Here is a 25,313-nt window from a genome sequence, read left to right as displayed (position 1 = left end):
CGGTTCGCGTGAGGAAAACGCGGAAAAGCGATGAATGAGAGCCACGGCTCGTCGAAACGAGGCGTGGCTCTCGCGCCGCACACATAACCAGATCAGGCCGTGCGCTTCATGCGCGCGGCGATGGCGCCCCAGCCGGCGCGGATCATGCCGACGAGACCGCTCGGATAGACGAGCATCACGACGATGATCAGCAAAGCCGTGATCATTGGCCGCCAGGCGCCGAAATCGGCCATCGCCTCGCCAAACACCGTCAGCACGAAGGACGCGATGATCGCGCCATAGATCGTGCTCGCGCCGCCGAGCAGCACCATCGACAGGATGATCGTGGCGAGGCTCATGCCGAACACGTCGACCGAGGCATTGCGCTGGTAGGCGGCGTAGAAGGCGCCCGCCATGCCGGTGAAGAAGGCGCTGGCGGCGAGCGTGATCATGCGCTGGCGGACCAGCGACATGCCCCGGCTGATCGCATATTCCTCATTGTCCCGCAGCGCCACGACGCCCGCTCCCAGCCGCGAGCGGACGAAGACGCGCAGGAAGACCGTGCTGGCGACCAGCAGGCCGAGCGCGATGTAGAAATAGGCGAACTTGCCGTCGCGGATCATGTTGTGGTCGAACCAGTAGAGCCCCGGCACGCGCACCAGGCCCTGCGTGCCACCGGTGATCGCGGACTGGCTGATGACGATCTGCATTACCAGTTGCGCGAAGCCGAACGTCACCAGGATGATGTAGATGCCCTTCAGCCGCAGGATCGGAATGGTCACCAGCACGGCGGCGACGGTTGCGATCACGCCGCCGGCGAACAGCGCCAGCCACGGATCGAGGCCGACCAGCTTGGTTAGCAGGCTGTAGGCGTAGACGCCGATTCCGAACAACGCCAGATGGCCGAAATTGAACACGCCGCCATAGCCGAGGCTCAGATCCCAGTTGGAGGCGACCACGGCGTAGATGAACACCATGATCAGCACATGCCGGCTGTAGGTGTCTCCGATGACGAGCGGCAGCAGCGCCAGCACCAGAAGGGCGATGGCGAAGCCGATGGCCTCATGCTTCCACGGCGTACGGCCGGGGGAGACAGGAACGGCGCGGGTCGGAATGGCGGGGGCGACGGCGTCGGTCATGCGAGTCCTCGGGAACGGCTGGCGAAGATGCCTTCGGGGCGCACCATCAGGATCAGGATGAGCACGGCGAACAGCAGCGTGGGCGTCCAGTAGAGCCCGAAATAATAGTTACAGGCGGCCTCGAAGAAGCCGATCAGATAGGCGGCGAAGATCGGCCCCGAAACGCTGGAGATGCCTCCGAACACGACGACGATCAGCGCCTTGAGCAAGGGATCGCTGCCCATCACCGGCGACATGAAGCGATAGCCGCCGATGAAGATGCCGGCGAGGCCGGCCAGTGACGCGGCAATGCCGAAGGCGAGACCGTAGAGCGCGGTCACGTTGAGGCCGACCAGATGGCTCGCATCCTCGTTCTGCGCCACCGCGCGCATGGCGAGGCCAAGCCGGGTGCGGTTCAGGAACAGCCAGAGCGCGCCGAGGATGATCGGCGTGATGACGATGATGGCGATCTGGTGCAGCGAGACGCCGACGCCGCCAATGGTCGCGTTGCCGGAGATCAGGCTCGGCAACTGCTTGGAGCGCGGCCCCCAGAAGGTCAGCGCGCCGTTCTCGATCAGGGAGCCCGCGGCCAGCGTCGTGATGACGACGACCAGCACGATATTCGGCCGGCCGATCAGCGGGCGCACCACGCTGGCCTGCAGAAGCCAGCCGACGCCGCCCAGGACGACGATCGCCAGCGGAAACGCCGCCCAGGCCGGCAGGCCGATCTCGATCAGCTGCCAGGCGACATAGGCGCCCAGCATCATCAGCACGCCATGGCTGAAATTGAACACGCCGATGGTGGTCCACACCAGCGCCAGTCCCACCGCCATCATGGCGTAGAGCGAACCCTGGAACAGGCCGCCAAAGGCGATATCGGCGAATGCGCTGCTCATGCCGGGGCCCCTTCTTTCGGCACCAAGGCCGGGATCTGCCGCGCCGGTGGCATCACCGGGGAGCGAGGAAAGCGAATGTCACGCGATGCGCTTACGATCTGCATCGGTGCCCTCAATGGCCGAAATACATCGACATGATCTCTTCATGACCGAGGCTCTTCTCGCCCGGCTTGATCTCGGTCGATACCGCGCCGTGGTCGATCAGGTAGAGCTGCTGGCTGAGCTCCAGAAGGAACTCGATGTCCTGCTCCACGACGATGAGCGGCACGCCGCCGCGCGAGATCTCCAGCACAGAGGCACAGAGCTCGTCCTTGATCTTCGGGGCGAGGCCGAGGGTCGGCTCGTCGAGGATCAGCAGGCGCGGATGGCTCATCAACGCGGTGCCGATCGACACCATCTGCCGTTCGCCGCCCGAAAGCGTGCGCACCTTCTGGCGCCAGCGTTCGGCGAGCTTGGGGAAGAGCTTCACGACCTTCTCGCGGTTCTCTTCCTCATGCGGACGGGCATGTGGCGAGAAAGCGCCGAGCGCCATACAATCGCCGATCGAGAGGTCCGGAAACAGCCGGTTGCCCTGCGGCACATGGATTAAACCGCGGGCGACGATGCTGCGGGCGCTCCCGCCGGCAATGTCGACGCCGTCAAAGACGACGCGGCCGGATTGCGGCTTCAGCAGGCCCGACACGACCCGCAGCAGCGTCGTCTTGCCGTGACCGTTCGGTCCGAAGAGACCGACATTGCCGAACCGGCCGGCTTCCAGCGTGATGTCGCGCAGCACCGTGACGCGGCCATAGCCGGCGGTGACGCCTTCGATGGAAAGGATGGGATTGCTCACGCGTCGGGCCTCCGGGTACCCAGATAGGCTTCGACCACGCGAGGATCGGAGATGACCGTCTTCGGATCGCCCGCCGCCAGAACGGTTCCCTGATTCAGAACAAGGAGATGCTGCGAGAGGCTCATAAGGAAGGTCAGCACGTGCTCGATCAGGACGATGGTGATGCCGCGCCCGGCAATGCGCCGGATCAGGCCGATCGAGGTCTCGATCTCCGGCTTGGTCAGGCTCGAGGCCGGCTCGTCGAGAAGCAGCATGCGCGGCTCCATCGCGATCGCGGTGGCAAGCATCAGGCATTTGCGATCGAACACGGAAAGCTCGCCCGCCAGCCGGCCGAACTGCACAGGGCCCAGACCGACGAATTCGAGCGCCTCGGCCGCCGCCTCGCGCACAGCCACCGACTTGCGAGCCGGGCCGCCATATCCGGCGCCGATGACGGCGTTCTCGAACACGGTCAGACCGTCGAAGCTCGTCTCGCGCTGGAACGTCCGCGCCAGGCCGAGCCGGGCGATGTCGTTGCCGGACTTCCTATGGATATCCGTACCGTCAAACCGTATCCGGCCCTTGTCGGGGCCGAACGGTATGCCGGTGATGACATTGAACAGCGTGCTCTTGCCGCTGCCATTTGGGCCGGCGACCCCGAAGATCTCGCCGGCCTGCAACTGGAAAGAGACGCCGTCGACGGCTTTCAGCGACCCGAAAGCCTTCGACACGCCATCCAGCTCTAGAAGAGCCATATCCTACTTCATCCAGGGCTGGATCTTGAATTCGCCGGTTGCGTAGGCAGCGGGCGAAATCAGGGTGCGCTCGCCATCCCAGATCTGGAAGAAGGTGATCGGGATATAGTCGTCGCCCTGCATCGCCAGATGGGTGGCTGGATCGAACTTCAGGCGGCCCTGCGCGGTCTGCTTGTCGGTCTCGCCCAGCGCCTTCATTATGCCGGCGTGATCGGACGGATCGCCAACCTTCTTCAGCGCGTCGAAATAGACATTGGCAATCTCGTAGAGACCGACGCCATAGGTGCCGCTCTCGACGCCGAACTTGGCCTTGAACTTGCCGGCGACCTCTGCGGCGCGCGGGTTCTTCGGCGTCGTCAGCGCGCCGCCCAGCAGGTTGTAGATCACGCCGTTGGAGTTCTTGCCGGTCAGCTGGACGAACTCCGGCACGCTCGGCGCATACTGCAGGAAGACCAGGCTCTTGGTCGGCTGCTCCAGGAACTGGTTCAGGAACGAGGCCGAGTTGCCGGGCAGGTAATCGGTATTGATGATCAGGTCCGGGACATTCTCGCGGACCTTGGCGAGGATCGAGCGCCAGTCGGTCACTTCGCCGAACGGCACGATCTCGTCGACCGTGATCGTCCAGCCCTTCTCGGTAAAGGTCTTCTTCATGCCTTCCGAGATCGTCTTCGAATAGGCGTTGTCGGACGAGATGATCGCGACCTTCTTGGTCGGCAGCGAGATCTTGCCATCGGCCGCCAGCTTCTCGGCGAACGAGGTCACATCTGTGTTGTAGGCGTCGAAGGAGGGCGTCAGCGACCAGCAGCAGCCATACTTGTCCGGCGCCGGCGCGATGATGTCCTTGGTCTGCTGCGACGTGGCCGCCAGCATGTAGGGCATCTCGGCTTCGGCCATGTTGTCGATCTCGAAATTCGAGAGACTGGCGTAGCCGGTCATCATGAAGTGAACGTCGGGATCGCCCAGCAGGCGCTCGACGGCGCTGGTGACGTTGCTGGCCGACTGGTCCTTCACGTCGCCGATCGCGAGTTCGAACGTATGACCGTTGATACCGCCGGCTGCGTTGACCTCGTCGATCGCCATCTGCGCGCCGCGCTGGTATTCCTGACCATCCGCCGCGGCGGGACCGGTCAGCGGCGCGAGCAGGCCGAGCTTGACGACGTCGGCGAAGGCCGGCGCGCTTGCGAAGATCGTCGCCATCGCCGTACCCAGAATGACCTTTCGCAGGCGGCTTGTCTTGGAATGGGAAACCATGGTCGCGACCCCTCTTATTCGACCTGTGCACTTGCGTGCGATAATTGACAATCTACGCATATGCGGCTTCTTTTGAAAAGATAGTTTCACAGTCTTGAGCTGCCTGAAGACGCTGGTGCCACAAGCGAAATCTTCATGCCGCGCCCTTGTGCAGATGCCGCTGAAACCGGCAGATTCTTTGCGGAGACCCGGATGACGATAACCACCAGCACGATCCAGACCAGCCATGGCGACATCGCCTATCGCGAGACCTCCGGAACCGGCACCGCCGTGCTTCTCATCCATGGCAATTCGTCGTCCGGCGCCGTCTTCCGCAACCAGATGAACGGGCCGCTGGGCGAGCGCTATCGCATTATCGCGCCCGACCTGCCCGGCCATGGCGCCTCGTCCGACGCGATCGATCCGAAGCGCTCCTATTCGATGGAAGGCTATGCCGACGCGATGACCGAGTTTCTCGGCCTGCTCGGCATCGAGAAGGCGATCGTCTTCGGCTGGTCGCTCGGCGGCCATATCGGCCTGGAAATGATCGACCGCTATCCCGGCCTGCTTGGCCTCATGATCACCGGCACGCCTCCGGTCTCGGCGGCCGAGGTCGGTCTCGGCTTCAAGCCGAGCGAGCACATGGGTCTCGCCGGCAAGGAGGACTTCAGCGACGCCGACGTCGAAGCCTATGCGCGCAGCACCTGCGGCGAGCCGTTCGAATCCTTCCTGCTCGACACGGTCGCCCGCACCGATGGCCGCGCCCGCCGGCTGATGTTCGAGAGCTTCGCGGCGGGAACCGGCCGCGACCAGAGCGCCATCGTCGGCGGCCCGACGCCGCCGATCGCCGTCCTGAACGGGCTCGACGAACCCTTCGTCAACACGGAGTTCGTCGCCAACGTGACCTATTCCAATCTCTGGGAAGGCAAGGCGCACGAGTTGGACAATTCCGGCCACGCGCCTTTCTGGGATGCCCCAGACCGCTTCGACCCGATCTTCGCGCGCTTCCTCGAAAGCGTCGACGACCGCGCCTGATCGCGAGGTCACGGCGGGCGGCGTCGCCAAGCGGCGCGGCTCCGGCTATGGATGAGCGCCTGCCGATTCCGGCTCTCGCATTCGTTCAGGAACCGCGCCCGACATGCCGCCCGCCCTTTCCGACCTGCTGACGGCACAGCAGCCCTTCGTCCTGCTGGAAGACCGCCTCGCCACTCCGGCGACGGCAATGCTCTATGCCGATCCAGTCGAGATCATCCGCTGCGAGGAAGCGGCGGATGTCGAGGCCTCTCTCCAGCGGATCGAGGCCGGACTGGCGCAGGGGCTACATGCCGCGGGATTCCTCAGCTACGAGCTCGGCTACGCGCTGCAGGAGCGTCTGGTCGCCTCGATGCCAGCCGGGCGCACGCTGCCACTGCTCTGGTTCGGCCTGTTCCGCGAACCGACCCGCACTCCATCCTCGGAACTGGACGCCTTCTTCGGCGCCCTCGCCCCGTCCCCGCCGCTTGGCGATGCGCGGCCCAGGCTGGACGCTGAAGGACATGCGGCGCGGATCGCTCGCATCCTCGACTATCTGCGCGAGGGGGACGCCTACCAGGTCAATCTCACCTTCCCGATCGACTTCCGCTACAGCGGCGACCCGCTGGCGCTCTATGCGGCGCTGCGCGCGAGCCAGCCCGTCTCGCATGGCGGCCTCGTCCGTTTCGACGGGGCGACGATCCTGTCGGTATCGCCGGAGCTCTTCCTCGATATCGACAACGGCCGCGCCACCACCCGGCCGATGAAGGGCACGGTGCCACGCCAAGACACGATTGAGGCGGACGAACGGGCGAAGGCGGAGCTCAGCGCCGATCCGAAGCAGCGCGCCGAGAACCTCATGATCGTGGACCTGCTGCGCAACGATCTCAGCCGGATCAGCGAGGTCGGGTCCGTCGAGGTTTCCAACCTCTTCAACGTCGAGACCTATCCGACCTTCCACGCCATGGCATCCACGGTGACGTCCCGCCTGCTGCCCGGCACGTCACTCCGGGATTGGATCCCGGCCGTCTTTCCCTGCGGTTCGATCACCGGCGCGCCGAAACTGCGCGCCATGCAGATCATTAGGGAGCTGGAGGACGCGCCGCGCGAGGTCTATACCGGCTCGATCGGCGCCCTGGCGCCCAATGGCGACCTGCGCCTCAACGTGGCCATCCGCACGGCGACGCTGCTGGCCGATGGCACGGGGCGCTACGATGTCGGCAGCGGCATTGTCACGGATTCGGAAGCCTCGGCCGAATACGCCGAATGCCTGCTCAAGGCGCGCGTCCTGACCGATCTCGCCGAGGATTACGGCCTGATCGAAACGCTGCGCTGGTCGCAGGAGACTGGTTTCGAGCGGTTCGATCTCCACCTGGCCCGTCTCGCCAGATCGGCCGGGGCGCTCGGCTTCCACTTCGACCGCGCCGAAATCGAAGCCCGTTTTGCCGCGCTCGCCGCAACGCTTCCCGTCGAAGGCGCGCGCCGCGTCCGGCTCGAACTGCGCCGAAGCGGCGCGTTCGACCTGATCGCGCCCGAGCTCGCGCCCGAGCCGGATCGCCCGGTCACCACCCTCTTCGCCAGCCTGCGTGCCGATAGCGCCGACCCGTTCCTGCGCCACAAGACGACGCGCCGGCAGCTCTACGATGCAGCCTTCGCCGAGGCGACCGCCAAGGGCGCCGACGAAGCGATCCTGCTCAATCGCGCCGGCTTCGTGACGGAAGCGACCCGCAGCAATGTCTTCGTCGAGCGAGACGGCCTGCTGCTGACGCCGCCGCTCACCGACGGCCTCCTGCCCGGCATCCTGCGCCAGCACCTGCTGGAAACAGGGGCTGCGATCGAACGGCAGATCACCCCCAAAGACCTCGCCACCGCATCCCGCTGGTTCCTCGGCAACAGCCTGAGAGGGTTGCGACTGGCACGCCTGAGCTAAATCTCCAGCGTCGCTAGCTCGATGCCCCGGAAGGCGGCGCAACCTCAGGTTCGAAGATCGTCCGGAACATCGGGATCATCAGATCGGCCCCGCGCATATTCAGGTGGTTGTCGTCGCCGTAGATCGGGATGCCGTCGACCGCCCCGTAGCAGCGCTCCTTGTCACAGAGATAGGGCAAGGGATCGAGTATTTTGACCCCGCATCTTTGCGCCGCGAGATCCTGCGTCGCCCAGATCCAGGCGTGCCGCTGGCGATAGGCATCGAGCGAGATCGAAACATCAAGCCGATGCCCCCACATGAGCGCTCGCCCCATCGATTTCGGCACGTGGTACTTCATCTCCGGAATTGGCCGAACGTAGTAAACGGGCCGAGTTCGGGCGAACTCGCAGGCGGTCGAGATAAGGCCCTCCCTGATTTCCTCAAAGAAGGCCGCGTTGCGAGAAGCGTGAGGTTTGCTGATATAGAAACCTGGCGCCTGCGACATGGCGGTCGCCTGCTGGGGATCCACTTCGACGCTCGTCCGGTTCAGGATCACCAGCGGCGCCGGGGGCAGCGTCTTGCTCTTGTCCACCGCGTACTGCACGAACTCGCCACAGGAGACGACCTGGCCGCCAATCTTCTTCAGCCCGGCAATCGTCTTGCAGCCAGCCATTGTCCAATCCAGAACATGAAGATTGGGGGACGGCAGCGCCTTCTCGACGGATCGCACGATGTTGCCGGCGTGGCTGTCGCCAATCACGACGATCCCGAGATCAGGCCCGCCATATGTGCACTCCGAGACGCGAGTCTTCTCGTTGCCCTGGCACTGCATCATCCGCGGGTTGGCGTCGTCGGCAGCCTTGAAGATCGCATTCACCTCCGGCGGGAGCCTAGAAGGAAAGCCGTCAAAGCTGCGCACGACATGGGCCGATAGCATCACCGCCAGCAGAGCGGCCATGATGGCGCCGAACTCCAGGCGACGGGGCATCCGGGCCAGACGCGTGCGCGTGGGGGTCTCGATCCATCGATACGAGAGCCATCCCAGAACCAGCGTCAGCGCCAAACCCGCGAGCCTCGCGACGAGATCCTTCTCCAGCTCCAGGTAATAGAGCGCTACCACGATCGGCCAGTGCCAGAGATAAAGCGAATAGGACGCCTTCCCCAGCCACTGGGCCACGCGGCTACCACTCAGGATCGAATCCTGGCGCGACGCCAGCAGAACAAAACCGGTACCGATCACTGGGATAACGGCCAGCCAGCCCGGCCAGACGACGGAAGCGTCCAGCAGCACGATGCTGCCGAGGATCAGGAGGAAGCCCGCGATCTCCAGTGCAATCTTGGGGAAATCGCCCAGGCGGGGACGCACCTGATAGAGCAGCCAGATGAGGGCACCGCCCAGCAGTTCCCACGCACGCCATGGCAGCAGGAAGAAGGCGCGGGCCGGCATGCTGGCCGATGTCAGGATTGACAGCGCCAGCGACGCCGCGGTCAGGCAAGCCAGCGCCACGGCCAGACGCCGGCGGCTGCGCGATAGCTTGTAAAGGCCGATGACGATCAAGGGGAACAGTAGATAGAACTGCCACTCGACGGACAGCGACCAAGTGTGGAGCAGGACCTTTTCGTGCGAGGAGGCATCGAAATAGCCCGCCTCCCGGTTGAAGCGGAAGTTCGAGAGGAAGGCCAGGGCGCTGACGATGTTCTTGCCGACGCCCTCATATTCCTTTGCCGACATGACGAACCAGTCGACGACGAGAATCACGGCACACAGCACGGCCAGCGCGGGGACGATCCGGCGCGCGCGCGCGAGGTAGAACTTGGCAAGGAAAGCGCGGATGGAGGCAGCCGATCCGTCGATCGCCTCGACGCCGCCGATGACGATTCCAGCCATCAGGAAGCCGGACAGGACGAAGAAGACATCGACACCGATGAAGCCGCCCGGGAAGCCGGCAATGCTGAAATGATAGCCAATGACGGCAACGACAGCCCAGGCGCGCAAGCCGTTGATATCTTTTCGAAACCCGTCGGTCTTCTCGATCATTAATTCATCTCGGTCATACGTCGTGCCAAGCGAGCACGGGTTGGCTTGCCTTGAGATCGGCGGCAGTCGTCGACCTCTGGGTGGTGAGCTGGTGATGAAAAGAAACGGGAGCGGCTATCTTCTCGACCGCCCCCTTGCTCCAATCCGGAGCGGCGCGATCCTAGATATGCCTGACACTACGTCATCTGATTATCGATCTGCTGATGGATATCAGCAGCAAATATCGGATGCGAACGCAACCCGCTAATCCGGCGAATTGGCAGTTTTGGCCGGCTGGTTGCTATCTGGACGCAGCCCCGGAAGGCCGCTGTGTGCTAAGGTCACTTGGCAAAATCGAACAGAGGGAACACGATCAGGGATGGCCAAGCGAGCCGGGAGCGCGGATCTGTCGCTGCATGGCGGGCATGTGCCGCGCTGGCTATCCGACCGGATGACGAAGCTCGGCGCCGTGATCAGCGAGGCGATCGTGCAGGAATATGGTCGCGACGAACTGTTGCGCCGCCTTGCCCACCCGTTCTGGTTCCAGTCCTTCGGCGCCGTCATGGGCATGGATTGGCATTCGTCCGGCATCACCACCAGTGTGCTCGGGGCGCTGAAGCGCGGACTGACGCCGCTTTCCCGCGAACTCGGCATCCATGTCTGCGGCGGCAAGGGACGGCATTCCCGCCAGACGCCGCAGGAACTGATCGGGATCGGCGAGCGGGTCGGCTTCGACGGAATGGCGCTGGCCAAGGCCAGCCGACTGGTTGCCAAGGTCGACAGCGCGGCCATCCAGGATGGGTTCGATCTCTATCTGCACGGCTTCATCGTCACCGATGACGGCCATTGGGTGGTCGTGCAGCAGGGCATGAACGACGACACGCATCAGGCGCGGCGCTATCACTGGCTGTCCGAGGGGCTGACGAGCTTCGTCGAGGCGCCGCATGCGGCGATCGACGGCGTGCAACAGGGCGAGATCGTCAACCTGACCGACAAGCGCGCCGAGGCCTCGCGCGCCGGCCAACTCACCATGCTTGCGGATCTCGGCCCGGACAAGATCGCGCTGGAGTTCGCCGCGCTGCGCGCCGAGACGGCCCCGCCGCCGCCCGCGACCGACCAGATGCTGCTGCCGCATCTGATCATGCCGGCACATCATGACGTGCGTTCCAGCGATGTCGTGACGAGACGGCTGCATGGGGCGCTGGCCGCAGCGGCCGACCAGGGGCCGGCCGATTTCGCGGATCTGCTGCTGGTGCCGGGCGTCGGCGCCCGGACGGTGCAGGCGCTAGCGATGGTGGCGGAAGTGGTGCATGGCGCGCCGTATCGCTTCAGCGACCCGGCCCGCTTCTCCTTCGCGCATGGCGGCAAGGACCGCCACCCCTTCCCCGTGCCGCTCCGCGTCTATGACCACACGATCCGCGTCATGACCTCGGCCGTCCAGAAGGCGAAGCTCGGCGAGGCGGAAGAGATGGCGGCACTGAAGCGGCTCGACGAGCAGGCCCGCCGGCTGGAACGCGTCGCCACCGGGCCGAGCGTCGAGGAAATGATCGACGACGAGCGCGAACGGTCGGCAAGCTATGCCGGCCGCAGCGTGTTTGGCTGGGAGTAGCGGCCCACCCCGTTTTCAAGGTTCCGGCCAGGCCGCTCATCCCGCGCCAGGCAGGCCTCAGGCCGCGCGGGCGGCCGCATGGCGGGCATTGAGCCGGGCGGCAAGCGCGCGGGCCCGTTCAATCGACTCGGCGCGATCGGCATCGAAGCGCTCGCCGATCTCCATGATCAGCGCCGTGCCGGGCAGCACGTCGATGGTGTCGAACACGCTCTCCCACGGCAGGTCGCCCCAGCCGAGCGGCAGATGCAGATCGCCGATCCCCAGCGCGATCGCCTCGCTCTGGTGGTAGAATTTTGACATGGTGTAGGGGCGGCCGAAGCTGTCATGCACATGCAGATGGCCGGCGACTGGTCCCATCGCCGCGACCTCGGCCAGCAAATCGCCGCCGGTCCGGGTCGCCTCGATATAGGCGTGGCCGAAATCGATGGTGGCGACGAGATAGGGATGGTGGATCGCCTGGACGGTCGCGGCGACCTCGGATGGCTGCTGGCGATACCTCTCGTCATCGACGGCGAAGATGTTTTCAAGCGCGATGCGAACGCCATGCTTGCCACCGAAATCGGCAAGTTCCTTCAGCGCGTCTTCCTGCATCCGGTCATAGCCGGCGATGACGCGAGCCGGCGCCATGGGCGCATGGCCACTGTGATGGACCAGCGTGTCCGACCCGACGCGATGGCTGAGCTCGACCATCGCCTTGGCCGCGGCCATCTGGAATTCGAGGTTCGGCGCGTCCATGAAATTGGACACGATCAGGCCATGCACCGTATAGCGCAGCGGGAACTTTGCGCAGATGTCGACCAGCCGCCTGGCGCGCGCTTCGAGCACGCGGCCGCCGGAGATCAGGTCGTCGCCGCAAAGCGATAACTCGGCGACGTCGGCGCCGAGTTCGACGATGCGGGCAAGCGACGCCTCGATGTGGTTCATGTCGCCCTCGCCGGACGTGGTGGCGAAGCCGATATGCGTGATGAGATCTTTCGTCATGACTTGTCTCTCGAAACGGGGATCAAAGGGAGGCGGCAGCGAGCGGCTGTGACGTGAGGGCGTCGATGCGCTTGCCCGTGTCGGCGGCGAACAGGTGGATATCGGCCGGATCGATCTGGATGCCGACGGCATCGCCGGTCTCGAAGGAAGCGGGGCCGCTGAGCGCGACCGCGAAAGACAGGCCATCGAAATCCGTGTGCACGACCCGACCGGCGCCCAGTTCCTCGATGAAATCGACCGTGGCAGGGAGCGAACCGGGCGTGCCGGGGGCGACGAGCCGGGCAGCTTCCGCGCGGACGCCCAGCGTGACCTTGTGGCCGACCAGGCGAGCGTCGATCGCGCCCGGCAGCGGGATGCGTCGCTGCTCGTCATAGACGAAGACGCCATGCCGATCGATCGCGCCTTCCAGCAGGTTCATCGACGGCGAGCCGACGAAATTGGCGACGAAGCGGGTGGCGGGGCGGTTATAGACCTCGGCCGGCGTGCCGACCTGTTCGATCCGGCCGCCATTCATCACGACGAGACGATCGCCCAGCGTCATTGCCTCGGTCTGGTCATGCGTGACGAAGACGGAGGTGGCGCCGAGGCGGCGATGCAGGCGGCGGATCTCGGCGCGCATGGCGACGCGCAGCTTGGCGTCGAGATTGGAGAGCGGCTCGTCGAACAGGAACACCTTGGGCTCCCGCACGATGGCGCGCCCCATGGCGACGCGCTGCCGCTGGCCGCCGGAAAGGGCTGCCGGGCGGCGGTCGAGGAAGGCTTCGAGACCGACGACCTTGGCGGTGGCGGCGACCCGCTTCGCCCGCTCGGCCTTCGGTACGCCGGCGACCTTGAGCGCATAGCCGATATTCTCGGCGACGGTCATGTGCGGATAGAGCGCGTAGTTCTGGAAAACCATGGCGCAGCCGCGTTCGCGGGGTTCCATTTTGTTAACCAGTTTGCCGTCGATCCGGATCTCGCCGCCGGAGATCTCCTCCAGCCCGGCGATCATGCGCAGCAAGGTGGACTTGCCGCAGCCGGACGGGCCCAGGATGACGATGAACTCGCCGGTGGCGATCTCGAGGTCGACCCCGTGCACGACCGCGTTCCTGGCATAGGCCTTCTTGACGCCCTTGATGGCGATCGATGACATCGGATTGTCCTTCTACTTCTCGGTCGAGATCAGGCCGCGCACGAACCAGCGCTGCATCACGATCACGACGATGAGCGGCGGTGCCATGATGATGAGCGTCCCCGCCATGGCGACGTTCCAGTCCGGCAAGCCGAATTCGGAGGGAATGAGGTGCTTCAGCTGCGTCACGGCGATGCCGAAATTCGGATCGGTGGTGATGAGCAAGGGCCAGAGATACTGGTTCCACGACCAGACGAACATGATGGTGAACAGCGCGATCATGTTGGGCTTCGACAGCGGGAACAGGATGTCGACGAAGAAGCGGACGGGACCTGAGCCATCCATCTTCGCGGCTTCCGCCAGTTCGTCCGGCACCGTCAGGTAGAACTGGCGGTAGAGGAAGGTGCCAGTCGCGGTGGCGACGAGCGGCAGGATCAGGCCGGGGTAGGAATTGAGCAGGCCCCATTCCAGCTTGACCTGCAGGCCGGAGACGGCGTGGATCAGCCAGGAGATGCCGGTGATATCCAGGATCGCCTGGAACGGCGCCAGCGCATTGGCCGCCACCGCATAGGTCGGCACGATGCGCACCTCGAGCGGCAGCATCAGGGTGACGAAAATCACCCAGAACATCAGCATCCGGCCGGGAAAGCGGAAATAGACGATGGCGAAGGCCGCCATCGACGACAGCAGGACCTTGCCCGCCGCCACCGTGCCCGCGAACACGAATGAATTGAGCAGCTTGCGGCCGAGATCCGCCCGGACCCAGGCCTCGTGCAGATTGGTGAAGAGGTCAGAGCCTGGCACCAGCGACATCGGCACCGTGTTGACGGCGCGGATGTCGTGCGTCGCCGCGACGATGACGATCACGAAGGGAAACAGCACCGTCAGCAGGCCGATCAGGAGAACGATCTGGCAGACGGCGTTGAAGATTGGCGTGCGTTCGACCATCGGATCCGCCTCTATTTGTAGTGCACGCGCCGCTCGATGAAGCGGAACTGCACGATGGTGAGGAGGACGACGAGGCCCATCAGGATGATCGACTGCGCGGCGGCGCCGGAATAATCGAGGCCTTTGAAGCCGTCGAAATAGATCTTGTAGACCATCAGTTCGGTCGCCCTCGCGGGGCCGCCCTGGGTCATGATATCGACGATGCCGAAGCTGTCCTGGAAGCTCTCGGTGATGTTGATCACGAGCAGGAAGAACAGGGTCGGCGTCAGCAGGGGCAGTTGGATGTCCCACATGCGACGCATCGGGCCGGACCCGTCCATCGCCGCCGCCTCGATCAGCGAGCGGGGAATGCTCTGCAGCGCCGAGAGGAAGAAGATGAAGTTGTAGCCGATATATTTCCACGAGAAGGCAATGATGACCGCGATCATCGCATCGGTGCCGTCGAGCGCCGGATTCCACAGCCCCGGCCAAATCTGGTTGATCAGCGACAGGAAGCCGGCTTCGGGCGCGAGGATGAAGCGGAAGGCCAGGCCGAGCGCCGGAGCGGCGATCGCATAGGGCCAGATGAAGATGCTGCGATAGGCCTTGTGGCCGCGCATCTCGCGATCGGTAAACAGCGCCAGCAGCAGCGCGACGCCCATGGCGATGCCGGTCGAACCCAGCCCGAACACCATGCTGCGCGAGATGGCGCCCCAGTAATAGGGATCGCTCAGCAGCTGGCGGAAATTCTGCAGTCCAACCCAGGTGTTGCCGCCGCCCCAGGGTTGTTCCAGCGTGAAGGCCCAATAGAGCGCCTGGCCGCTCGGCCAGTAGAAGAAGACGAAGATCAGCACGAGCATCGGCAGCGCGAACAGCAGGCCGATCGTCGTGGACGAGAAGGTAGCGCGCTTTTCCATCGGACGGTCTCATTCTTCAGGCGGCCGGCACTCCGAGATGAAGCGACGACGGCCTGGATCCGGCGCGGCGCATGGCGCCATGGCCGGATCGAGGAATAGGCGGAACGTGAACGGGCCACGTTCCGCCCGGCCTCCCGTGCCCCTCCCCGCCTGGACGAGGAGGGTGGGGTGGGAGTTCGGCCCGGCAGACTAGGGAAGCGTCTTGCCGGCGTAGGTCTGCTCGAACTTGCGCAGGATCTGGTTGCCGCGTTCGACGGCAGTGTCGAGCGAAGCCTGGACGTCTTCGTTCTTGATGAAGATCGCCTGCAGGCCGTTGGAGACTTCCTGGCGGATCTGCAGCAGGCCGCCGAGGCGGATGCCATGCGGGGCGGCGTCATCGGCCGGCGAAGCCGTCAGGCTCTCGATCGCCAGCTCACGGCCCTTATAGGGAGCCTTGCCGTAGAAGCCCTGCTCGTTCAGGTACTTGAAGCCGGAGTTGCGCACCGGGATGTAGCCGGTCACGGTCGACCAGGTCAGCGCCTCTTCCGGCTTGGCGATGAAGTCGAAGAAGGCGGCGGCGCCCTTGTATTCGGCGTCCGACTTGCCGGTCAGCACCCAGAGCGAGGCGCCACCCACGAACGAGCTCTTGCGCTGCGTGCCCTCATAGACCGGGAGCATCGCGACGTCCCAGTTCATGCCTTCCTTGGCGGTACGGCCGATATTGCCATGGTCGCCGACCGAGGTCAGGATGACCTGGCAATCGCCATTGGCGAAGGCTTCGACAAAGGTCTGGCCGGTTTCCTTCGACTTGATGACGGCTTCGCCATTGTCGTACCAGCCCTTGAGATCGCGAACGAACTGGACCCACTTGCCCTTGTTGAAGGTCAGCTCGGCGTCGAGGCCTTCATAGCCATTTTTCTTGGTGGCGATCGGCTCGCCATGAATGGCGTTGAACTGCTCCTCGAGCTGCCAGACCTCATCCCGCGAGATGTTGAAGCCGAGCGGGCACGCATAGCCGGCCGCCTTCAGCGCCTTGAAATCGGCTGCCGCTTCTTCCCACGTCGCCGGAGCATGGTCCTTGCCGATCTTGGCGAAGGCGTCCTTGTTCCAATAGAGCAGCGCCGTCGAGGAGTTGAAGGGGAAGGAGTACATCTCGCCCTTCGACGTCGCATAGTAGCTGGCGATGCCGGAGAAATAGTCCTTCCAATCGACCGTATAGCCCATGTCGGTCATGAGCTTGTTGGCCGGGTAGTAGGCGCCCGACAGCATGATATCGAGCGTGCCGGCGTCAGAGACCTGGGCGATGGTCGGCTGCTGGCCGGCGCGGAAGGCCGCGATCGTGTTCTGCAGCGAGGCGTCATAGGAGCCCTGGCTGGTGCAGACCACTTCGTAGTCGGCCTGGCTGGCGTTGAAGCGCTCGCACTGCTCCTGCACGCGCTTGGCGATATCGCCCGAATTGCCGAACCAGAAATCGATCTTGGTCTTGTCGGCCGCGGCCGGGCCGGCGAGCAGCGCGGCAACGGCGAAGGTGCCGACGGCGCCGAGGAATTTGGCGTTCATGAGAGCCTCACGAAAGAAAGGGAGCGCCGGTCCGGCGCGACGGTCCCCGCTTAGCCCGCCGCCCGTAACGCTCGGATGACACGACGGCTAAGCGCAGCGCCGGATCCCCTCGCCTCGCCGGCCGCTCTCGGGTCCGCCGCTACGTCACTATTGAAACCGAATGAAAAATAGAGAGCGGGGACTGTTCTTGCTGTCCGAGAGCGCGCATAGAACCTCACCCCCGAACAGCACGGGCGCCCCGGCGCCCAGACCGCCAAGGCAGTCTCCATGAACTCCCGCACGGCGGTTCTCGCCCTCGGCCTGACCCAGATCATCGGCTACGGCACGCTCTATTACAGCTTCAGCGTCCTCGCGCCGGCGATGGCGCGCGAGTTCGGGCTCTCGACCGAGTGGATCTTCGGCGCCCTTTCCGTTTCGCTCCTGGTCGGCGGCCTCTGCGCGCCTTGGGTGGGCGGCTGGATCGACCGCCGCGGCGCCGGCCGGGTCATGACGATCGGCTCGCTGGCAGCCGCGCTCGCACTGGCCGCCTGCGCCATGGCGGGCAATACTTCGACGCTGGTGCTGGGGCTGATTGCCATCCAGATCGCCTCGACACTGGTGCAATACAGCGCATCCTTCACGCTGCTGGTGCAGTTGAACCCGGCCAGGGCGCAGCGCTCGATTACGTATCTGACGCTAATGGCCGGCTTTGCATCGACGCTGTTCTGGCCGTTCACCACGGCGCTGCACGCCCATCTCGACTGGCATCACGTGTACCTGCTGTTCGCGGCGATGCACCTCTTCCTCTGCCTGCCGGTGCATTTCTGGCTAATGGTCAAGACGCGCACGGTTTCCGACCGCCGCGCGCCGCTGGATCACGCGCCGCGCGCGGTCGAAGCCGTGGCCGGGGTCATCGCGGCGGCCGCCAGACCGCGGGCGTTCGCCCTGATGCTGCTCGGCTTTGCCATCCAGAGCTTCGTCACCTCGACCTTTCTGGTCCACATGCTGCCGATGCTGACGGAACTCGGGCTCGCCAAGGCCAGCGTGCTGGTCGCCTCGGCGTTCGGGCCGGCGCAGGTGCTGAGCCGCTTCACCAACATGACCTTCGGCGGACGGCTTTCGCAGCGGACGCTCGCCGTCATCGCCTCGGCCTTCCTGCCGCTGGCGACCGTCATCCTGCTCGCTACGGCGCCCAGCCTTGCCGGCGCCTTCGCCTTCGCCATCGTGTTCGGACTGAGTTCCGGCCTCGCCAGCATCGTGCAGGGAACGCTGCCGCTCGAACTCTTCGGCAGCGACGGCTATGGCAAGCGGCTCGGCCGCGTCACGTCGGTGCGGCTGGTGGTGTCCTCCGCCGCCCCCTTTGCCTTCGCCCTGATGACGGAGCACCTCGGCTATCCGATCGCACTGTCGATCATCGCCGCGCTCAGCACCCTCGCCGTCCTGGCCTTCCTGGCAATCGGCGGTTCCGGCAAGCCCACGGTCGAGGCGACGCGAACCGAATAGACACAGTCTTTCCCCAACCGACCGAAATTCCCGGCTTCCGTGCATTAGCCGCACACACGACCACCCGACTCAGCTAAGCGTCGTAAGAAGCTTAAGGAGAAGTTAAGTGTTCGATTCGGCGGTCTATTATGTTCAGCCCAATGAAGACCGGGGCTATGCGATCGTGAGCCAGAGCGGGTCGCAAATCGGAGCTTTCACGTCGCATGACGTCGCGGTGTCGATGGCCAAGCATCTGGGTCATTCGGCCTCCGAACTTGGCATGGCCGCCCGCGTTTTCGAACGCTCGGCCGAAAACGAGGAAACCCTCGTCTTCGAGCGCTGGCCGATACGCGTCGCGGACCTGCCCTGGGACGCCGTCACGGACTGACCCAGCGGCCACGGATTGCCACCCTGCGTCAGCTTGACAGGCCTCGTCCGATTTGTTGAAAGGCGCGCCCCTCCGCGAACCGCAAGGAGCAGCCCCATGGACCCTTCGACCGTCGCCGCGCACTGGGAAGCCAATGCCGAAGCCTGGACCCGCCATTCGCGGGCTGGCTACGATATCTACCGCGACGCCCTCAACACACCGGCCTTCCTGGCCATGCTGCCGCCGATCACCGGTCTGCAGGGCCTCGACATCGGCTGCGGCGAGGGCTCCAACACGCGACAGCTCGCCCGGCTCGGCGCGAAGATGACGGCGATCGACATCGCGCCCACTTTCGTTCGCCATGCGCAGGACAGCGAGGCCAACGAGCCGCTCGGCATCCGCTATCTGCATGGCGACGGCATGGCCCTGCCCTTCGCCGAGGCGAGCTTCGATTTTGCCACCGCCTTCATGTCGCTGATGGACATGCCGAACCAGCAGGCCGTGCTGCAGGAAGCGTATCGCGTCCTGCGCCCGGGCGGCTTCCTGCAGTTCTCGATCCTGCATCCCTGCTTCGTGCCGCCGCGCCGCCGCAACGTCCGCGACGCTGACGGCATCCCGCGTGCCGTCGAGGTGGCCGACTATTTCGAGGAGACCGACGGCGCCGTCGAGACCTGGTGGTTCTCGACCTTGCCGGCGGAAGAGCGCAGCAAGGTCGAGCCCTTCCGCGTTCCGCGCTTTCATCGCACGCTGAGCGACTGGGTCGCGATGATCGTCGGGGCCGGCCTCGTCATCGAGGCCTTTGGCGAGCCGAGGGCGACCGAGGCCCAGGCAGACGCCGAGCCCGTCATCGCTGACACGCGCGTGGCACCGATCTTCCTGCACGTCCGAGCCCGCAAACCCGGCTGACGTCAGGCCAGAGCGCCGACCCGCAAGCTCCTGAGATAGGCCACCAGCTCACCGCCCGATTGCTCGATCGGGCGGTCGTTGACGATCGTCAGATCGGGCTGGATCTCGCTCGCGCAAATCGCCTCGCGCGCAAGGCGCGCCGCGATGGCTTCGTCGCTTTCGCGCCCGCGCGCAGCAAGGCGCGCGGCCAGCACCGCGTCGGGCGCCGAGATCGCGACGACGCGTACCGCCGGAAACCTCTCCCGCGCCGCGTCGATGGCGCCACGGGAGAAATTGCAGATGACGACCGCGCCTCGGGCGACCGCATCCAGCGTGTCGATCGGCAGCGCATAGCCAAGACCATGCGCGCGCCAGGACACGGGGAACCGTCCGGTCGCGACGCCTTTCTCAAAGGCTGCCTCGTCCAGCGTGTCGTGGTCCTCGAAGGCATTCTCGCCGCGTGTCACCAACCGGCGGACGAAGACGAACCCTGCCTCCTCCGCCAGCGCTGCCTTCGCATGGCCGAGCAGACTGTCCTTGCCGACGCCGCTCGGCCCGACCACCGCTACCAGTACACCCATGCTCGTCATGCTCTCATGAAACCCGCTGGCCCTCGCGCCAGACCTGGCGGACGAGCGGCGTCGGGCTTTCCTTGTCCTTGCCGCTGACATGCACGCGGACGAGATCAGCCCGAAGCCCGGTCTCGATCGCGCCGCGATCCGTCAGCCCGGTCGCGCGGGCCGGCGTCTGGGTGACGGTACGGATCGCCGCCGCGAGGTCGATCGACGGAATGCGACGGGGCAGTTCGAAAGCAGACATCAACAGACTCGCAGGCACATAGTCCGACGACAGAATATCGAGAAAGCCGGCGCGCGCGAGATCCTCGGCTGCGACATTTCCGGAGTGCGAGCCGCCGCGCACGACATTCGGCCCGCCCATCATCACGCGGATGCCGGCCTGGTTCAGCGCCTCGGCCGCTTCGAGCGTCGTCGGGAACTCGGCAAGGGCGACGCCATTGTCGACGGCTTCCGAAGCATGCGCCGCCGTGGCGTCGTCATGGCTCGCCAGCACGGCGCCCTTCTCGGCGGCGAGCGCCACCAGCTTTAGGCGGTTCGGGCCGGCATTGCTGGCATGCTGCTCGAGGCGCGCCGCGACGAAGCGGTTCACGTCCTCGTCCGACATCGGCTTCTTGCGCATGTAGTAGCGGCGCCATGTCTCGAGATCCTTGAACTGGCGCTGGCCGGGCGTGTGGTCCATCAGCGACATCATGTGGATCGGGTAGAGAGCCGCATAGGCCTCGACATGCTCGATGACGTCGTCGCAGGCGATCTCGCAGCGAAGATGCGTGCGGTGATCGACGCGGAGATGGCCGGTGGCGCGGGCTTCCTCGATGGCGGAGGCCAGCACGGCGAGATCGGTGCCGATCGAGGCGGAGTCGGCGTCCGAGCCGGCGCGCAGCGAGTCGAACACCGTGGTGATGCCGGCCGCCGCGATCTGTGCGTCATAGGCCATCACCGAGGACAGCGCATGCCAGCGGACATGCGGGCGCGGCGCGAAATGCGCTTCGAGGTGATCGGTGTGCAGTTCGACGAGGCCCGGCACCAGATGATCGCCGGCAAAGTCGATGCCGCGCTCCGGCGCGTCGCCTTCGCCGGTCTCGGCGATCTCGCCATCGACGACGGCGACCCAGCCCTTTTCGACCACGCGGTCGGGCAGGACGAGGCTGGCATTCTCGATCAGGAATTCTGTCGGTTCGGTCATTTCGATCTCGTTTGCTCTAAGCTCTCAGGCCGCCTTGGAGGAGGCGAATTCCGTCACGTCGACGATGCGGTCGGCGACCAGTTCGCGGACATCGTCATCATGGAAGATGCCGATAACAGCCGCGCCCGCCCGTTTCTTTTCCTCGATCAGCCGTACGACGACGGCACGGTTGGCCGCGTCGAGCGAGGCGGTCGGTTCGTCGAGCAGCAGGATCGGCCGGTCGGCCGCGAGGCCGCGCGCGATGTTGACGCGCTGCTGCTCGCCGCCGGAGAAGGTCGCCGGCGGCAGGCTCCAGAGCCGCTCCGGCACGTTCAGAAGCGTCAGCAGGCGCTCGGCCCGCGCCCAGGCCTCCGCCTGCGGCACGCCGCTATCGGTCGCGGCGCCCGCGACGATATCAAGCGACGACACACGGGGGATGACGCGCAGGAACTGGCTGACATAGCCCATCACCGAACCGCGCAGCGCCAGGATGCGGCGCGGCTCGGCATTGGCGACATCGACCTGCTCGTCGCCGTCGCGGACCAGGATGCGGCCGTGATCGCAGCGGTAGTTGCCGTAGATCATCTTGAGAATGGAGGACTTGCCGGCGCCCGAGGGGCCGCCGAGCACGACGCATTCGCCGGGCTTCACGCCAAACGAGACATTGTCGACGACGCTGATCTTCATGCCGTCGCGCAGATGCAGGGTGAAAGCCTTGGAGACGCCTTCGAGGGTGACGAGGTTCCGAGTCACGTTGTTCTGGGTCATGCTGCGAGCACCGAGGAAACGAGAAGCTGGGTGTAGGCTTCGCGCGGATCGTCCAGCACCTGGTCGGTGAGGCCGGTCTCGATCACCCTGCCCTGCCGCATCACCATGATGCGGTGCGACAGCAGGCGGGCGACGGCGAGGTCGTGGGTGACGATGATGACCGCGAGGCCGAGTTCCGAAACGAGGCCGCGGATCAGGTCGAGCAGGCGCGCCTGCACCGAGACGTCGAGGCTCGATGTCGGCTCGTCCATGAAGACCAGGCGCGGATGGGTGACCAGGTTGCGGGCGATCTGCAGGCGCTGGCGCATGCCGCCGGAGAAGCTCTTCGGCAAGTCATCGATGCGTTCCGGCTCGATCTCTACCCGGTTGAGCCAGTCGCTCGCCGTGTCGCGGATGCGGCCATAGTGCCGGCCGCCGACTGCCATCAGCCGCTCGCCGACATTTCCGCCGGCCGAGACACCCATGCGCAGGCCGTCCCGCGCATCCTGGCGGACGAAGCCCCAGTCGGTGCGCAGCAGGAAACGGCGCTCGGCCTCGGTGAGGTCGAACAGGTTCCGCGTCTCGCCGTCGCGCATCCGGTAATTGACGGCGCCGGCAGTCGGCGGAAGCTCGGTCGCGAGCAGGCTGAGCAGGGTCGATTTGCCCGAGCCGGATTCACCCACCACCGCCAGCACCTCGCCCTCATAGAGGTCGAAATTCACATCGCGGCACCCGAGCCGTTGGCCGTAATGCTTGCCGAGATTGCGGGCGGAAAGCAGCGGCTTGTCGTTCAGCTTCGCCATCATGATGCGGCTCCGTCGATGAATTCAGCCTGAGGGGCGCGCTCGCCGGACACCGGCTCCAGCCGAAAGCTGAAGCCGTATTTCTCGAAGCCGAGGCTTTCGTAGAAGGCGTGCGCCTTGGTCGATTTGATGTTTGAGGAGAGCGCCACCTTGTAGGCGCCTTTCGCTTCGGCCAGCCTAAAGGCCTGCTGGATCATGGCGCGGCCGATACCCTCGCCCTGATGCCCCTTGGCGACGACGACGTTCTCGACCAGCGCCGATGACATGCCCCAATGGGCGAGATTGTCGATCACCATCAGCGAGAAGGTGCCGACGATTTCGCCATCCGCCTCGACGCAATAGGCGGCGAAGTCGGGATATTGCGCCATGCGAGCGAGCGTCGCCCTGGCCACCTCAAGCGAGGTGACGCGGCCATTGTTGAAATCCGGCTGGGCATAGAGCGCGAGCAGCGCCGGCAGGTCAGCCTCGGTCGCCTTGCGAACGGAGATATCGGCCATCACGCCGCCCCTCCGACCGCATGCAGCCCCGGCGCCTCGCCGGAGAGCTCGCCGCGATGGCCATCGGCCCGGCGTTCCTCGCAATAATCCGAGTCCGAGCAGACGAACATCCGCCCGCCGCGGTCGTCCAGCACGACCTCGTCGAGATAGACGTTGGTCGCGGCGCAAAGCGCGCAGGGCTTGTCAAAGCGCTGCACCTCGAAGGGATGATCCTCGAAGTCGAGGCTGCGCACCTTGGTGAAGGGCGGCACGGCGTAGATGCGCTTCTCGCGACCGGCGCCGAACAATTGCAAAGCCGGCGACATGTGCATCTTCGGATTGTCGAATTTTGGCGTCGGCGACGGGTTCATGACGTAGCGATCCGCCACCTCGACCGGATAATCGTAGGTCGTGGCGATGTGGCCGTGGCGCGAGATGTCCTCGTAGAGCTTCACATGCATCAGGCCATAATCGGCGAGCGCATGCAGCTTCCGGGTTTCGGTCTCGCGCGGCTCGAGAAAGCGCAGCGGCTCCGGGATCGGCACCTGGAAGACGATCGTCTGCTTTTCCGTCAGCTGCCGCTCCGGGATGCGGTGGCGCGTCTGGATGATCGTTGCGTCCTTCGTTTCGGTCGTCGTCGCGACGCCCGCCGTCTTGGCGAAGAATTTGCGGATCGAGACTGCGTTGGTGGTGTCGTCCGAACCCTGGTCGATCACCTTCAACACGTCATCCGGCCCGATGATCGCCGCCGTCACCTGCACGCCGCCAGTGCCCCAGCCATAGGGCATCGGCATTTCGCGGCTGGAGAAGGGAACCTGATAGCCGGGGATGGCGATCCCCTTCAGGATCGCGCGGCGGATCATCCGCTTGGTCTGTTCGTCGAGATAGGCGAAATTGTAGCCGCTCGCCTGCGGTGCTGCCACGGCGCTCATTCGGCCGCCTCCTTCAGCTCTTGCTGGCGCGCCGCATATTCGGAGCGCATCTTTCGGACGAGCCCGAGCTCGGCCTGGAAATCGACATAGTGCGGCAGCTTCAGATGCTCGACGAAGCCGGTCGCCTGGACGTTGTCGCAATGGGACAGCACGAATTCCTCGTCCTGCGCCGGGGCGGTGACATCCTCGCCGAACTCGCGGGTCCGGAGCGCCCGGTCGACCAGCGACATCGCCATCGCTTTGCGCTCGCTCTGGCCGAACACCAGGCCGTAGCCGCGGGTGAACTGCGGCGGCAGCTCGGCCGAACCATGGAACTGGTTGACCATTTGGCACTCTGTCAGCGAGACAGGCCCGAGCGGCACAGCGAAGCCGAGCTCTTCCGGCACGAACTCTGCCATCACCTCGCCGAAGCGGATTTCGCCGACGAAGGGGTGGGTGCGGCCATAGCCGCGCTGGGTCGAATAGCCAAGCGCCAGCAGGAAGCCTTCATCGCCACGAGCGAGCGCCTGCAGGCGCAGGTCTCGATCCGCCGGGAAATCGAGCGGCGCGCGGGTCAGGTCGCCGACTTCCGCCGTTTCGTCGGGAAGTTCCGCCTCGATCAGCCCCTGGCCGTCGAGCAGGTCGGTCACGCGCGGCGTCGCCTCGAAATCGGTCTCGACTTCGGCGGGTGCCGGCGGGGTGACGCCAGCGGCGAGCATGAAGTCTATCAGGCGGTGGGTGTAGTCGAAGGTCGGCCCGAGCACCTGTCCGCCGGGCAGATCCTTGAAGGTCGCGGAAATGCGGCGCTCGATCGCCATGGCGCTGGTATCGACCGGTTCGCCATTGCCGAAGCGCGGCAAGGTGGTGCGGAAAGCGCGGACGAGGAAGATCGCCTCGATCAGATCGCCACGCGACTGCTTGATCGCGAGCGCGGCCAGGGCCGGATCATAGAGCGAGCCTTCGGCCATGACGCGGTCGACGGCGAGCGCCAGCTGGTTTTCGATCTGGTCAGGGGAGAGATCGGGGACCGAGACGGGACCGCGACGCTCATGAGCGAGAAGCCCATGCGCATTGTCGATCGCTTCCTCGCCACCCTTGACGGCGACATACATG

At 65.2% G+C, this 25,313-nt stretch carries 24 protein-coding genes; 6 read left to right on the top strand and 18 right to left on the bottom strand.

The window, feature by feature from the left end:
• Positions 1–92: 92 nt before the first annotated feature.
• The 5 genes from ACHMWQ_RS12830 to ACHMWQ_RS12810 all read right to left on the bottom strand — a co-directional run bounded on the left by ACHMWQ_RS12830 (position 93) and on the right by ACHMWQ_RS12810 (position 4,810).
• Positions 93–1,118 carry a branched-chain amino acid ABC transporter permease gene (locus tag ACHMWQ_RS12830; protein WP_396307761.1) on the bottom strand — a complete coding sequence of 342 codons (1,026 nt, stop codon included), beginning with the start codon at positions 1,116–1,118 and terminating at the stop codon, positions 93–95.
• Positions 1,115–1,993 carry a branched-chain amino acid ABC transporter permease gene (locus ACHMWQ_RS12825; RefSeq protein ID WP_354548574.1) on the bottom strand — a complete coding sequence of 293 codons (879 nt, stop codon included), beginning with the start codon at positions 1,991–1,993 and terminating at the stop codon, positions 1,115–1,117. The genes ACHMWQ_RS12830 and ACHMWQ_RS12825 overlap by 4 nt, the downstream gene beginning before the upstream one ends.
• 112 nt (positions 1,994–2,105) lie before the next feature.
• Entirely contained in the window at positions 2,106–2,825 is a 720-nt protein-coding gene (locus tag ACHMWQ_RS12820; protein ID WP_396307760.1) for an ABC transporter ATP-binding protein, read from the bottom strand.
• A complete protein-coding gene (locus ACHMWQ_RS12815) occupies positions 2,822–3,559 on the bottom strand; it encodes an ABC transporter ATP-binding protein (protein WP_396307759.1) in 738 nt (245 codons plus the stop codon). The genes ACHMWQ_RS12820 and ACHMWQ_RS12815 overlap by 4 nt, the downstream gene beginning before the upstream one ends.
• 3 nt (positions 3,560–3,562) lie before the next feature.
• The gene (locus tag ACHMWQ_RS12810) at positions 3,563–4,810 is read right to left on the bottom strand and encodes an ABC transporter substrate-binding protein (RefSeq protein ID WP_354548571.1); all 1,248 of its coding nucleotides are present in this window, start codon (positions 4,808–4,810) and stop codon (positions 3,563–3,565) included.
• A gap of 192 nt (positions 4,811–5,002) precedes the next feature.
• On the opposite strand from ACHMWQ_RS12810, the gene ACHMWQ_RS12805 reads away from it, so the two are divergent.
• The gene (locus ACHMWQ_RS12805; RefSeq protein WP_396307758.1) at positions 5,003–5,824 is read left to right on the top strand and encodes an alpha/beta fold hydrolase; all 822 of its coding nucleotides are present in this window, start codon (positions 5,003–5,005) and stop codon (positions 5,822–5,824) included.
• A 103-nt stretch (positions 5,825–5,927) separates the two neighbouring features.
• The gene (locus ACHMWQ_RS12800; RefSeq protein ID WP_396307757.1) at positions 5,928–7,730 is read left to right on the top strand and encodes an aminodeoxychorismate synthase component I; all 1,803 of its coding nucleotides are present in this window, start codon (positions 5,928–5,930) and stop codon (positions 7,728–7,730) included.
• A 13-nt stretch (positions 7,731–7,743) separates the two neighbouring features.
• Here the strand turns inward: ACHMWQ_RS12800 and ACHMWQ_RS12795 are convergent, their stop codons facing one another.
• The gene (locus tag ACHMWQ_RS12795) at positions 7,744–9,747 is read right to left on the bottom strand and encodes an acyltransferase family protein (protein ID WP_396307756.1); all 2,004 of its coding nucleotides are present in this window, start codon (positions 9,745–9,747) and stop codon (positions 7,744–7,746) included.
• A 358-nt stretch (positions 9,748–10,105) separates the two neighbouring features.
• On the opposite strand from ACHMWQ_RS12795, the gene ACHMWQ_RS12790 reads away from it, so the two are divergent.
• A complete protein-coding gene (locus ACHMWQ_RS12790) occupies positions 10,106–11,335 on the top strand; it encodes a DUF763 domain-containing protein (protein WP_396307755.1) in 1,230 nt (409 codons plus the stop codon).
• Positions 11,336–11,392: 57 nt separating this feature from the next.
• Here ACHMWQ_RS12790 and ACHMWQ_RS12785 read toward each other — a convergent pair whose 3' ends face one another.
• From ACHMWQ_RS12785 to ACHMWQ_RS12765, 5 genes are all read right to left on the bottom strand, one after another.
• Positions 11,393–12,316, bottom strand: coding sequence for a sugar phosphate isomerase/epimerase family protein (locus ACHMWQ_RS12785; RefSeq protein ID WP_396307754.1), 924 nt, complete (start codon positions 12,314–12,316; stop codon positions 11,393–11,395).
• A 22-nt stretch (positions 12,317–12,338) separates the two neighbouring features.
• Complete coding sequence (gene ugpC / locus ACHMWQ_RS12780) at positions 12,339–13,448, bottom strand: sn-glycerol-3-phosphate ABC transporter ATP-binding protein UgpC (RefSeq protein WP_396307753.1); 1,110 nt, start codon at positions 13,446–13,448, stop codon at positions 12,339–12,341.
• Between the two features lie 12 nt (positions 13,449–13,460).
• Complete coding sequence (locus ACHMWQ_RS12775; protein ID WP_396307752.1) at positions 13,461–14,375, bottom strand: ABC transporter permease subunit; 915 nt, start codon at positions 14,373–14,375, stop codon at positions 13,461–13,463.
• Between the two features lie 11 nt (positions 14,376–14,386).
• On the bottom strand, positions 14,387–15,271 hold the full coding sequence (locus tag ACHMWQ_RS12770; protein WP_354548558.1) for a sugar ABC transporter permease: 885 nt from the start codon (positions 15,269–15,271) through the stop codon (positions 14,387–14,389).
• 189 nt (positions 15,272–15,460) lie between these two features.
• On the bottom strand, positions 15,461–16,810 hold the full coding sequence (locus tag ACHMWQ_RS12765) for an extracellular solute-binding protein (protein ID WP_396307751.1): 1,350 nt from the start codon (positions 16,808–16,810) through the stop codon (positions 15,461–15,463).
• Between the two features lie 267 nt (positions 16,811–17,077).
• Here ACHMWQ_RS12765 and arsK point away from each other — a divergent pair, with 267 nt between their 5' ends.
• From arsK to ACHMWQ_RS12750, 3 genes are all read left to right on the top strand, one after another.
• On the top strand, positions 17,078–18,292 hold the full coding sequence (gene arsK / locus ACHMWQ_RS12760) for an arsenite efflux MFS transporter ArsK (protein WP_396307750.1): 1,215 nt from the start codon (positions 17,078–17,080) through the stop codon (positions 18,290–18,292).
• Positions 18,293–18,398: 106 nt separating this feature from the next.
• Entirely contained in the window at positions 18,399–18,659 is a 261-nt protein-coding gene (locus ACHMWQ_RS12755) for a hypothetical protein (protein ID WP_354548552.1), read from the top strand.
• A 96-nt stretch (positions 18,660–18,755) separates the two neighbouring features.
• The gene (locus ACHMWQ_RS12750) at positions 18,756–19,544 is read left to right on the top strand and encodes a class I SAM-dependent methyltransferase (RefSeq protein ID WP_396307749.1); all 789 of its coding nucleotides are present in this window, start codon (positions 18,756–18,758) and stop codon (positions 19,542–19,544) included.
• A 2-nt stretch (positions 19,545–19,546) separates the two neighbouring features.
• Here ACHMWQ_RS12750 and phnN read toward each other — a convergent pair whose 3' ends face one another.
• Genes phnN through ACHMWQ_RS12715 form a run of 7 tightly spaced genes read right to left on the bottom strand, consistent with a single transcriptional unit; the run spans position 19,547 to position 25,312 of the window.
• Entirely contained in the window at positions 19,547–20,104 is a 558-nt protein-coding gene (gene phnN, locus ACHMWQ_RS12745) for a phosphonate metabolism protein/1,5-bisphosphokinase (PRPP-forming) PhnN (protein ID WP_396307748.1), read from the bottom strand.
• Between the two features lie 13 nt (positions 20,105–20,117).
• Positions 20,118–21,284 (bottom strand): alpha-D-ribose 1-methylphosphonate 5-triphosphate diphosphatase, encoded by a 1,167-nt coding sequence (locus ACHMWQ_RS12740; protein ID WP_396307747.1) that lies wholly within the window; start codon positions 21,282–21,284, stop codon positions 20,118–20,120.
• Positions 21,285–21,308: 24 nt separating this feature from the next.
• Positions 21,309–22,031, bottom strand: a complete 723-nt coding sequence (gene phnL / locus ACHMWQ_RS12735; protein ID WP_396307746.1) for a phosphonate C-P lyase system protein PhnL — start codon at positions 22,029–22,031, stop codon at positions 21,309–21,311.
• Positions 22,028–22,816, bottom strand: a complete 789-nt coding sequence (phnK, locus tag ACHMWQ_RS12730) for a phosphonate C-P lyase system protein PhnK (RefSeq protein ID WP_380223847.1) — start codon at positions 22,814–22,816, stop codon at positions 22,028–22,030. The genes phnL and phnK overlap by 4 nt, the downstream gene beginning before the upstream one ends.
• A complete protein-coding gene (locus ACHMWQ_RS12725) occupies positions 22,813–23,310 on the bottom strand; it encodes a GNAT family N-acetyltransferase (RefSeq protein WP_396307745.1) in 498 nt (165 codons plus the stop codon). Before ACHMWQ_RS12725 ends, phnK begins: the two co-directional genes overlap by 4 nt.
• On the bottom strand, positions 23,310–24,221 hold the full coding sequence (locus ACHMWQ_RS12720; RefSeq protein WP_396307744.1) for an alpha-D-ribose 1-methylphosphonate 5-phosphate C-P-lyase PhnJ: 912 nt from the start codon (positions 24,219–24,221) through the stop codon (positions 23,310–23,312). Before ACHMWQ_RS12720 ends, ACHMWQ_RS12725 begins: the two co-directional genes overlap by 1 nt.
• The gene (locus tag ACHMWQ_RS12715; RefSeq protein WP_396307743.1) at positions 24,218–25,312 is read right to left on the bottom strand and encodes a carbon-phosphorus lyase complex subunit PhnI; all 1,095 of its coding nucleotides are present in this window, start codon (positions 25,310–25,312) and stop codon (positions 24,218–24,220) included. Before ACHMWQ_RS12715 ends, ACHMWQ_RS12720 begins: the two co-directional genes overlap by 4 nt.
• Position 25,313: the final 1 nt, after the last annotated feature.

The sequence above is a fragment of the Kaistia sp. UC242_56 genome, from assembly GCF_044452255.1.
GTDB classification, from domain to species: Bacteria; Pseudomonadota; Alphaproteobacteria; order Rhizobiales; family Kaistiaceae; genus Kaistia; species Kaistia defluvii_A.
The sequence above is the reverse complement of the archived record's forward strand: the minus strand, read 5'-3'. Positions and strand labels throughout refer to the sequence as shown.

Bases quoted from the DNA above. Each gene is read 5' to 3' on its own strand.
- ACHMWQ_RS12715 (WP_396307743.1), bottom strand. From the start codon at position 25,312: ATGTATGTCGCCGTCAAGGGTGGCGAGGAAGCGATCGACAATGCGCAT.
- ACHMWQ_RS12810 (WP_354548571.1), bottom strand. From the start codon at position 4,810: ATGGTTTCCCATTCCAAGACAAGCCGCCTGCGAAAGGTCATTCTGGGT.
- ACHMWQ_RS12805 (WP_396307758.1), top strand. From the start codon at position 5,003: ATGACGATAACCACCAGCACGATCCAGACCAGCCATGGCGACATCGCC.
- phnN (WP_396307748.1), bottom strand. From the start codon at position 20,104: ATGGGTGTACTGGTAGCGGTGGTCGGGCCGAGCGGCGTCGGCAAGGAC.
- ACHMWQ_RS12785 (WP_396307754.1), bottom strand. From the start codon at position 12,316: ATGACGAAAGATCTCATCACGCATATCGGCTTCGCCACCACGTCCGGC.
- ACHMWQ_RS12830 (WP_396307761.1), bottom strand. From the start codon at position 1,118: ATGACCGACGCCGTCGCCCCCGCCATTCCGACCCGCGCCGTTCCTGTC.
- ACHMWQ_RS12765 (WP_396307751.1), bottom strand. From the start codon at position 16,810: ATGAACGCCAAATTCCTCGGCGCCGTCGGCACCTTCGCCGTTGCCGCG.
- phnL (WP_396307746.1), bottom strand. From the start codon at position 22,031: ATGACCCAGAACAACGTGACTCGGAACCTCGTCACCCTCGAAGGCGTC.
- ACHMWQ_RS12740 (WP_396307747.1), bottom strand. From the start codon at position 21,284: ATGACCGAACCGACAGAATTCCTGATCGAGAATGCCAGCCTCGTCCTG.
- phnK (WP_380223847.1), bottom strand. From the start codon at position 22,816: ATGATGGCGAAGCTGAACGACAAGCCGCTGCTTTCCGCCCGCAATCTC.
- ACHMWQ_RS12770 (WP_354548558.1), bottom strand. From the start codon at position 15,271: ATGGAAAAGCGCGCTACCTTCTCGTCCACGACGATCGGCCTGCTGTTC.
- ACHMWQ_RS12825 (WP_354548574.1), bottom strand. From the start codon at position 1,993: ATGAGCAGCGCATTCGCCGATATCGCCTTTGGCGGCCTGTTCCAGGGT.
- ACHMWQ_RS12750 (WP_396307749.1), top strand. From the start codon at position 18,756: ATGGACCCTTCGACCGTCGCCGCGCACTGGGAAGCCAATGCCGAAGCC.
- ACHMWQ_RS12720 (WP_396307744.1), bottom strand. From the start codon at position 24,221: ATGAGCGCCGTGGCAGCACCGCAGGCGAGCGGCTACAATTTCGCCTAT.
- ACHMWQ_RS12795 (WP_396307756.1), bottom strand. From the start codon at position 9,747: ATGATCGAGAAGACCGACGGGTTTCGAAAAGATATCAACGGCTTGCGC.
- ACHMWQ_RS12800 (WP_396307757.1), top strand. From the start codon at position 5,928: ATGCCGCCCGCCCTTTCCGACCTGCTGACGGCACAGCAGCCCTTCGTC.
- ACHMWQ_RS12815 (WP_396307759.1), bottom strand. From the start codon at position 3,559: ATGGCTCTTCTAGAGCTGGATGGCGTGTCGAAGGCTTTCGGGTCGCTG.
- ACHMWQ_RS12775 (WP_396307752.1), bottom strand. From the start codon at position 14,375: ATGGTCGAACGCACGCCAATCTTCAACGCCGTCTGCCAGATCGTTCTC.
- ACHMWQ_RS12725 (WP_396307745.1), bottom strand. From the start codon at position 23,310: ATGGCCGATATCTCCGTTCGCAAGGCGACCGAGGCTGACCTGCCGGCG.
- arsK (WP_396307750.1), top strand. From the start codon at position 17,078: ATGAACTCCCGCACGGCGGTTCTCGCCCTCGGCCTGACCCAGATCATC.
- ugpC (WP_396307753.1), bottom strand. From the start codon at position 13,448: ATGTCATCGATCGCCATCAAGGGCGTCAAGAAGGCCTATGCCAGGAAC.
- ACHMWQ_RS12790 (WP_396307755.1), top strand. From the start codon at position 10,106: ATGGCCAAGCGAGCCGGGAGCGCGGATCTGTCGCTGCATGGCGGGCAT.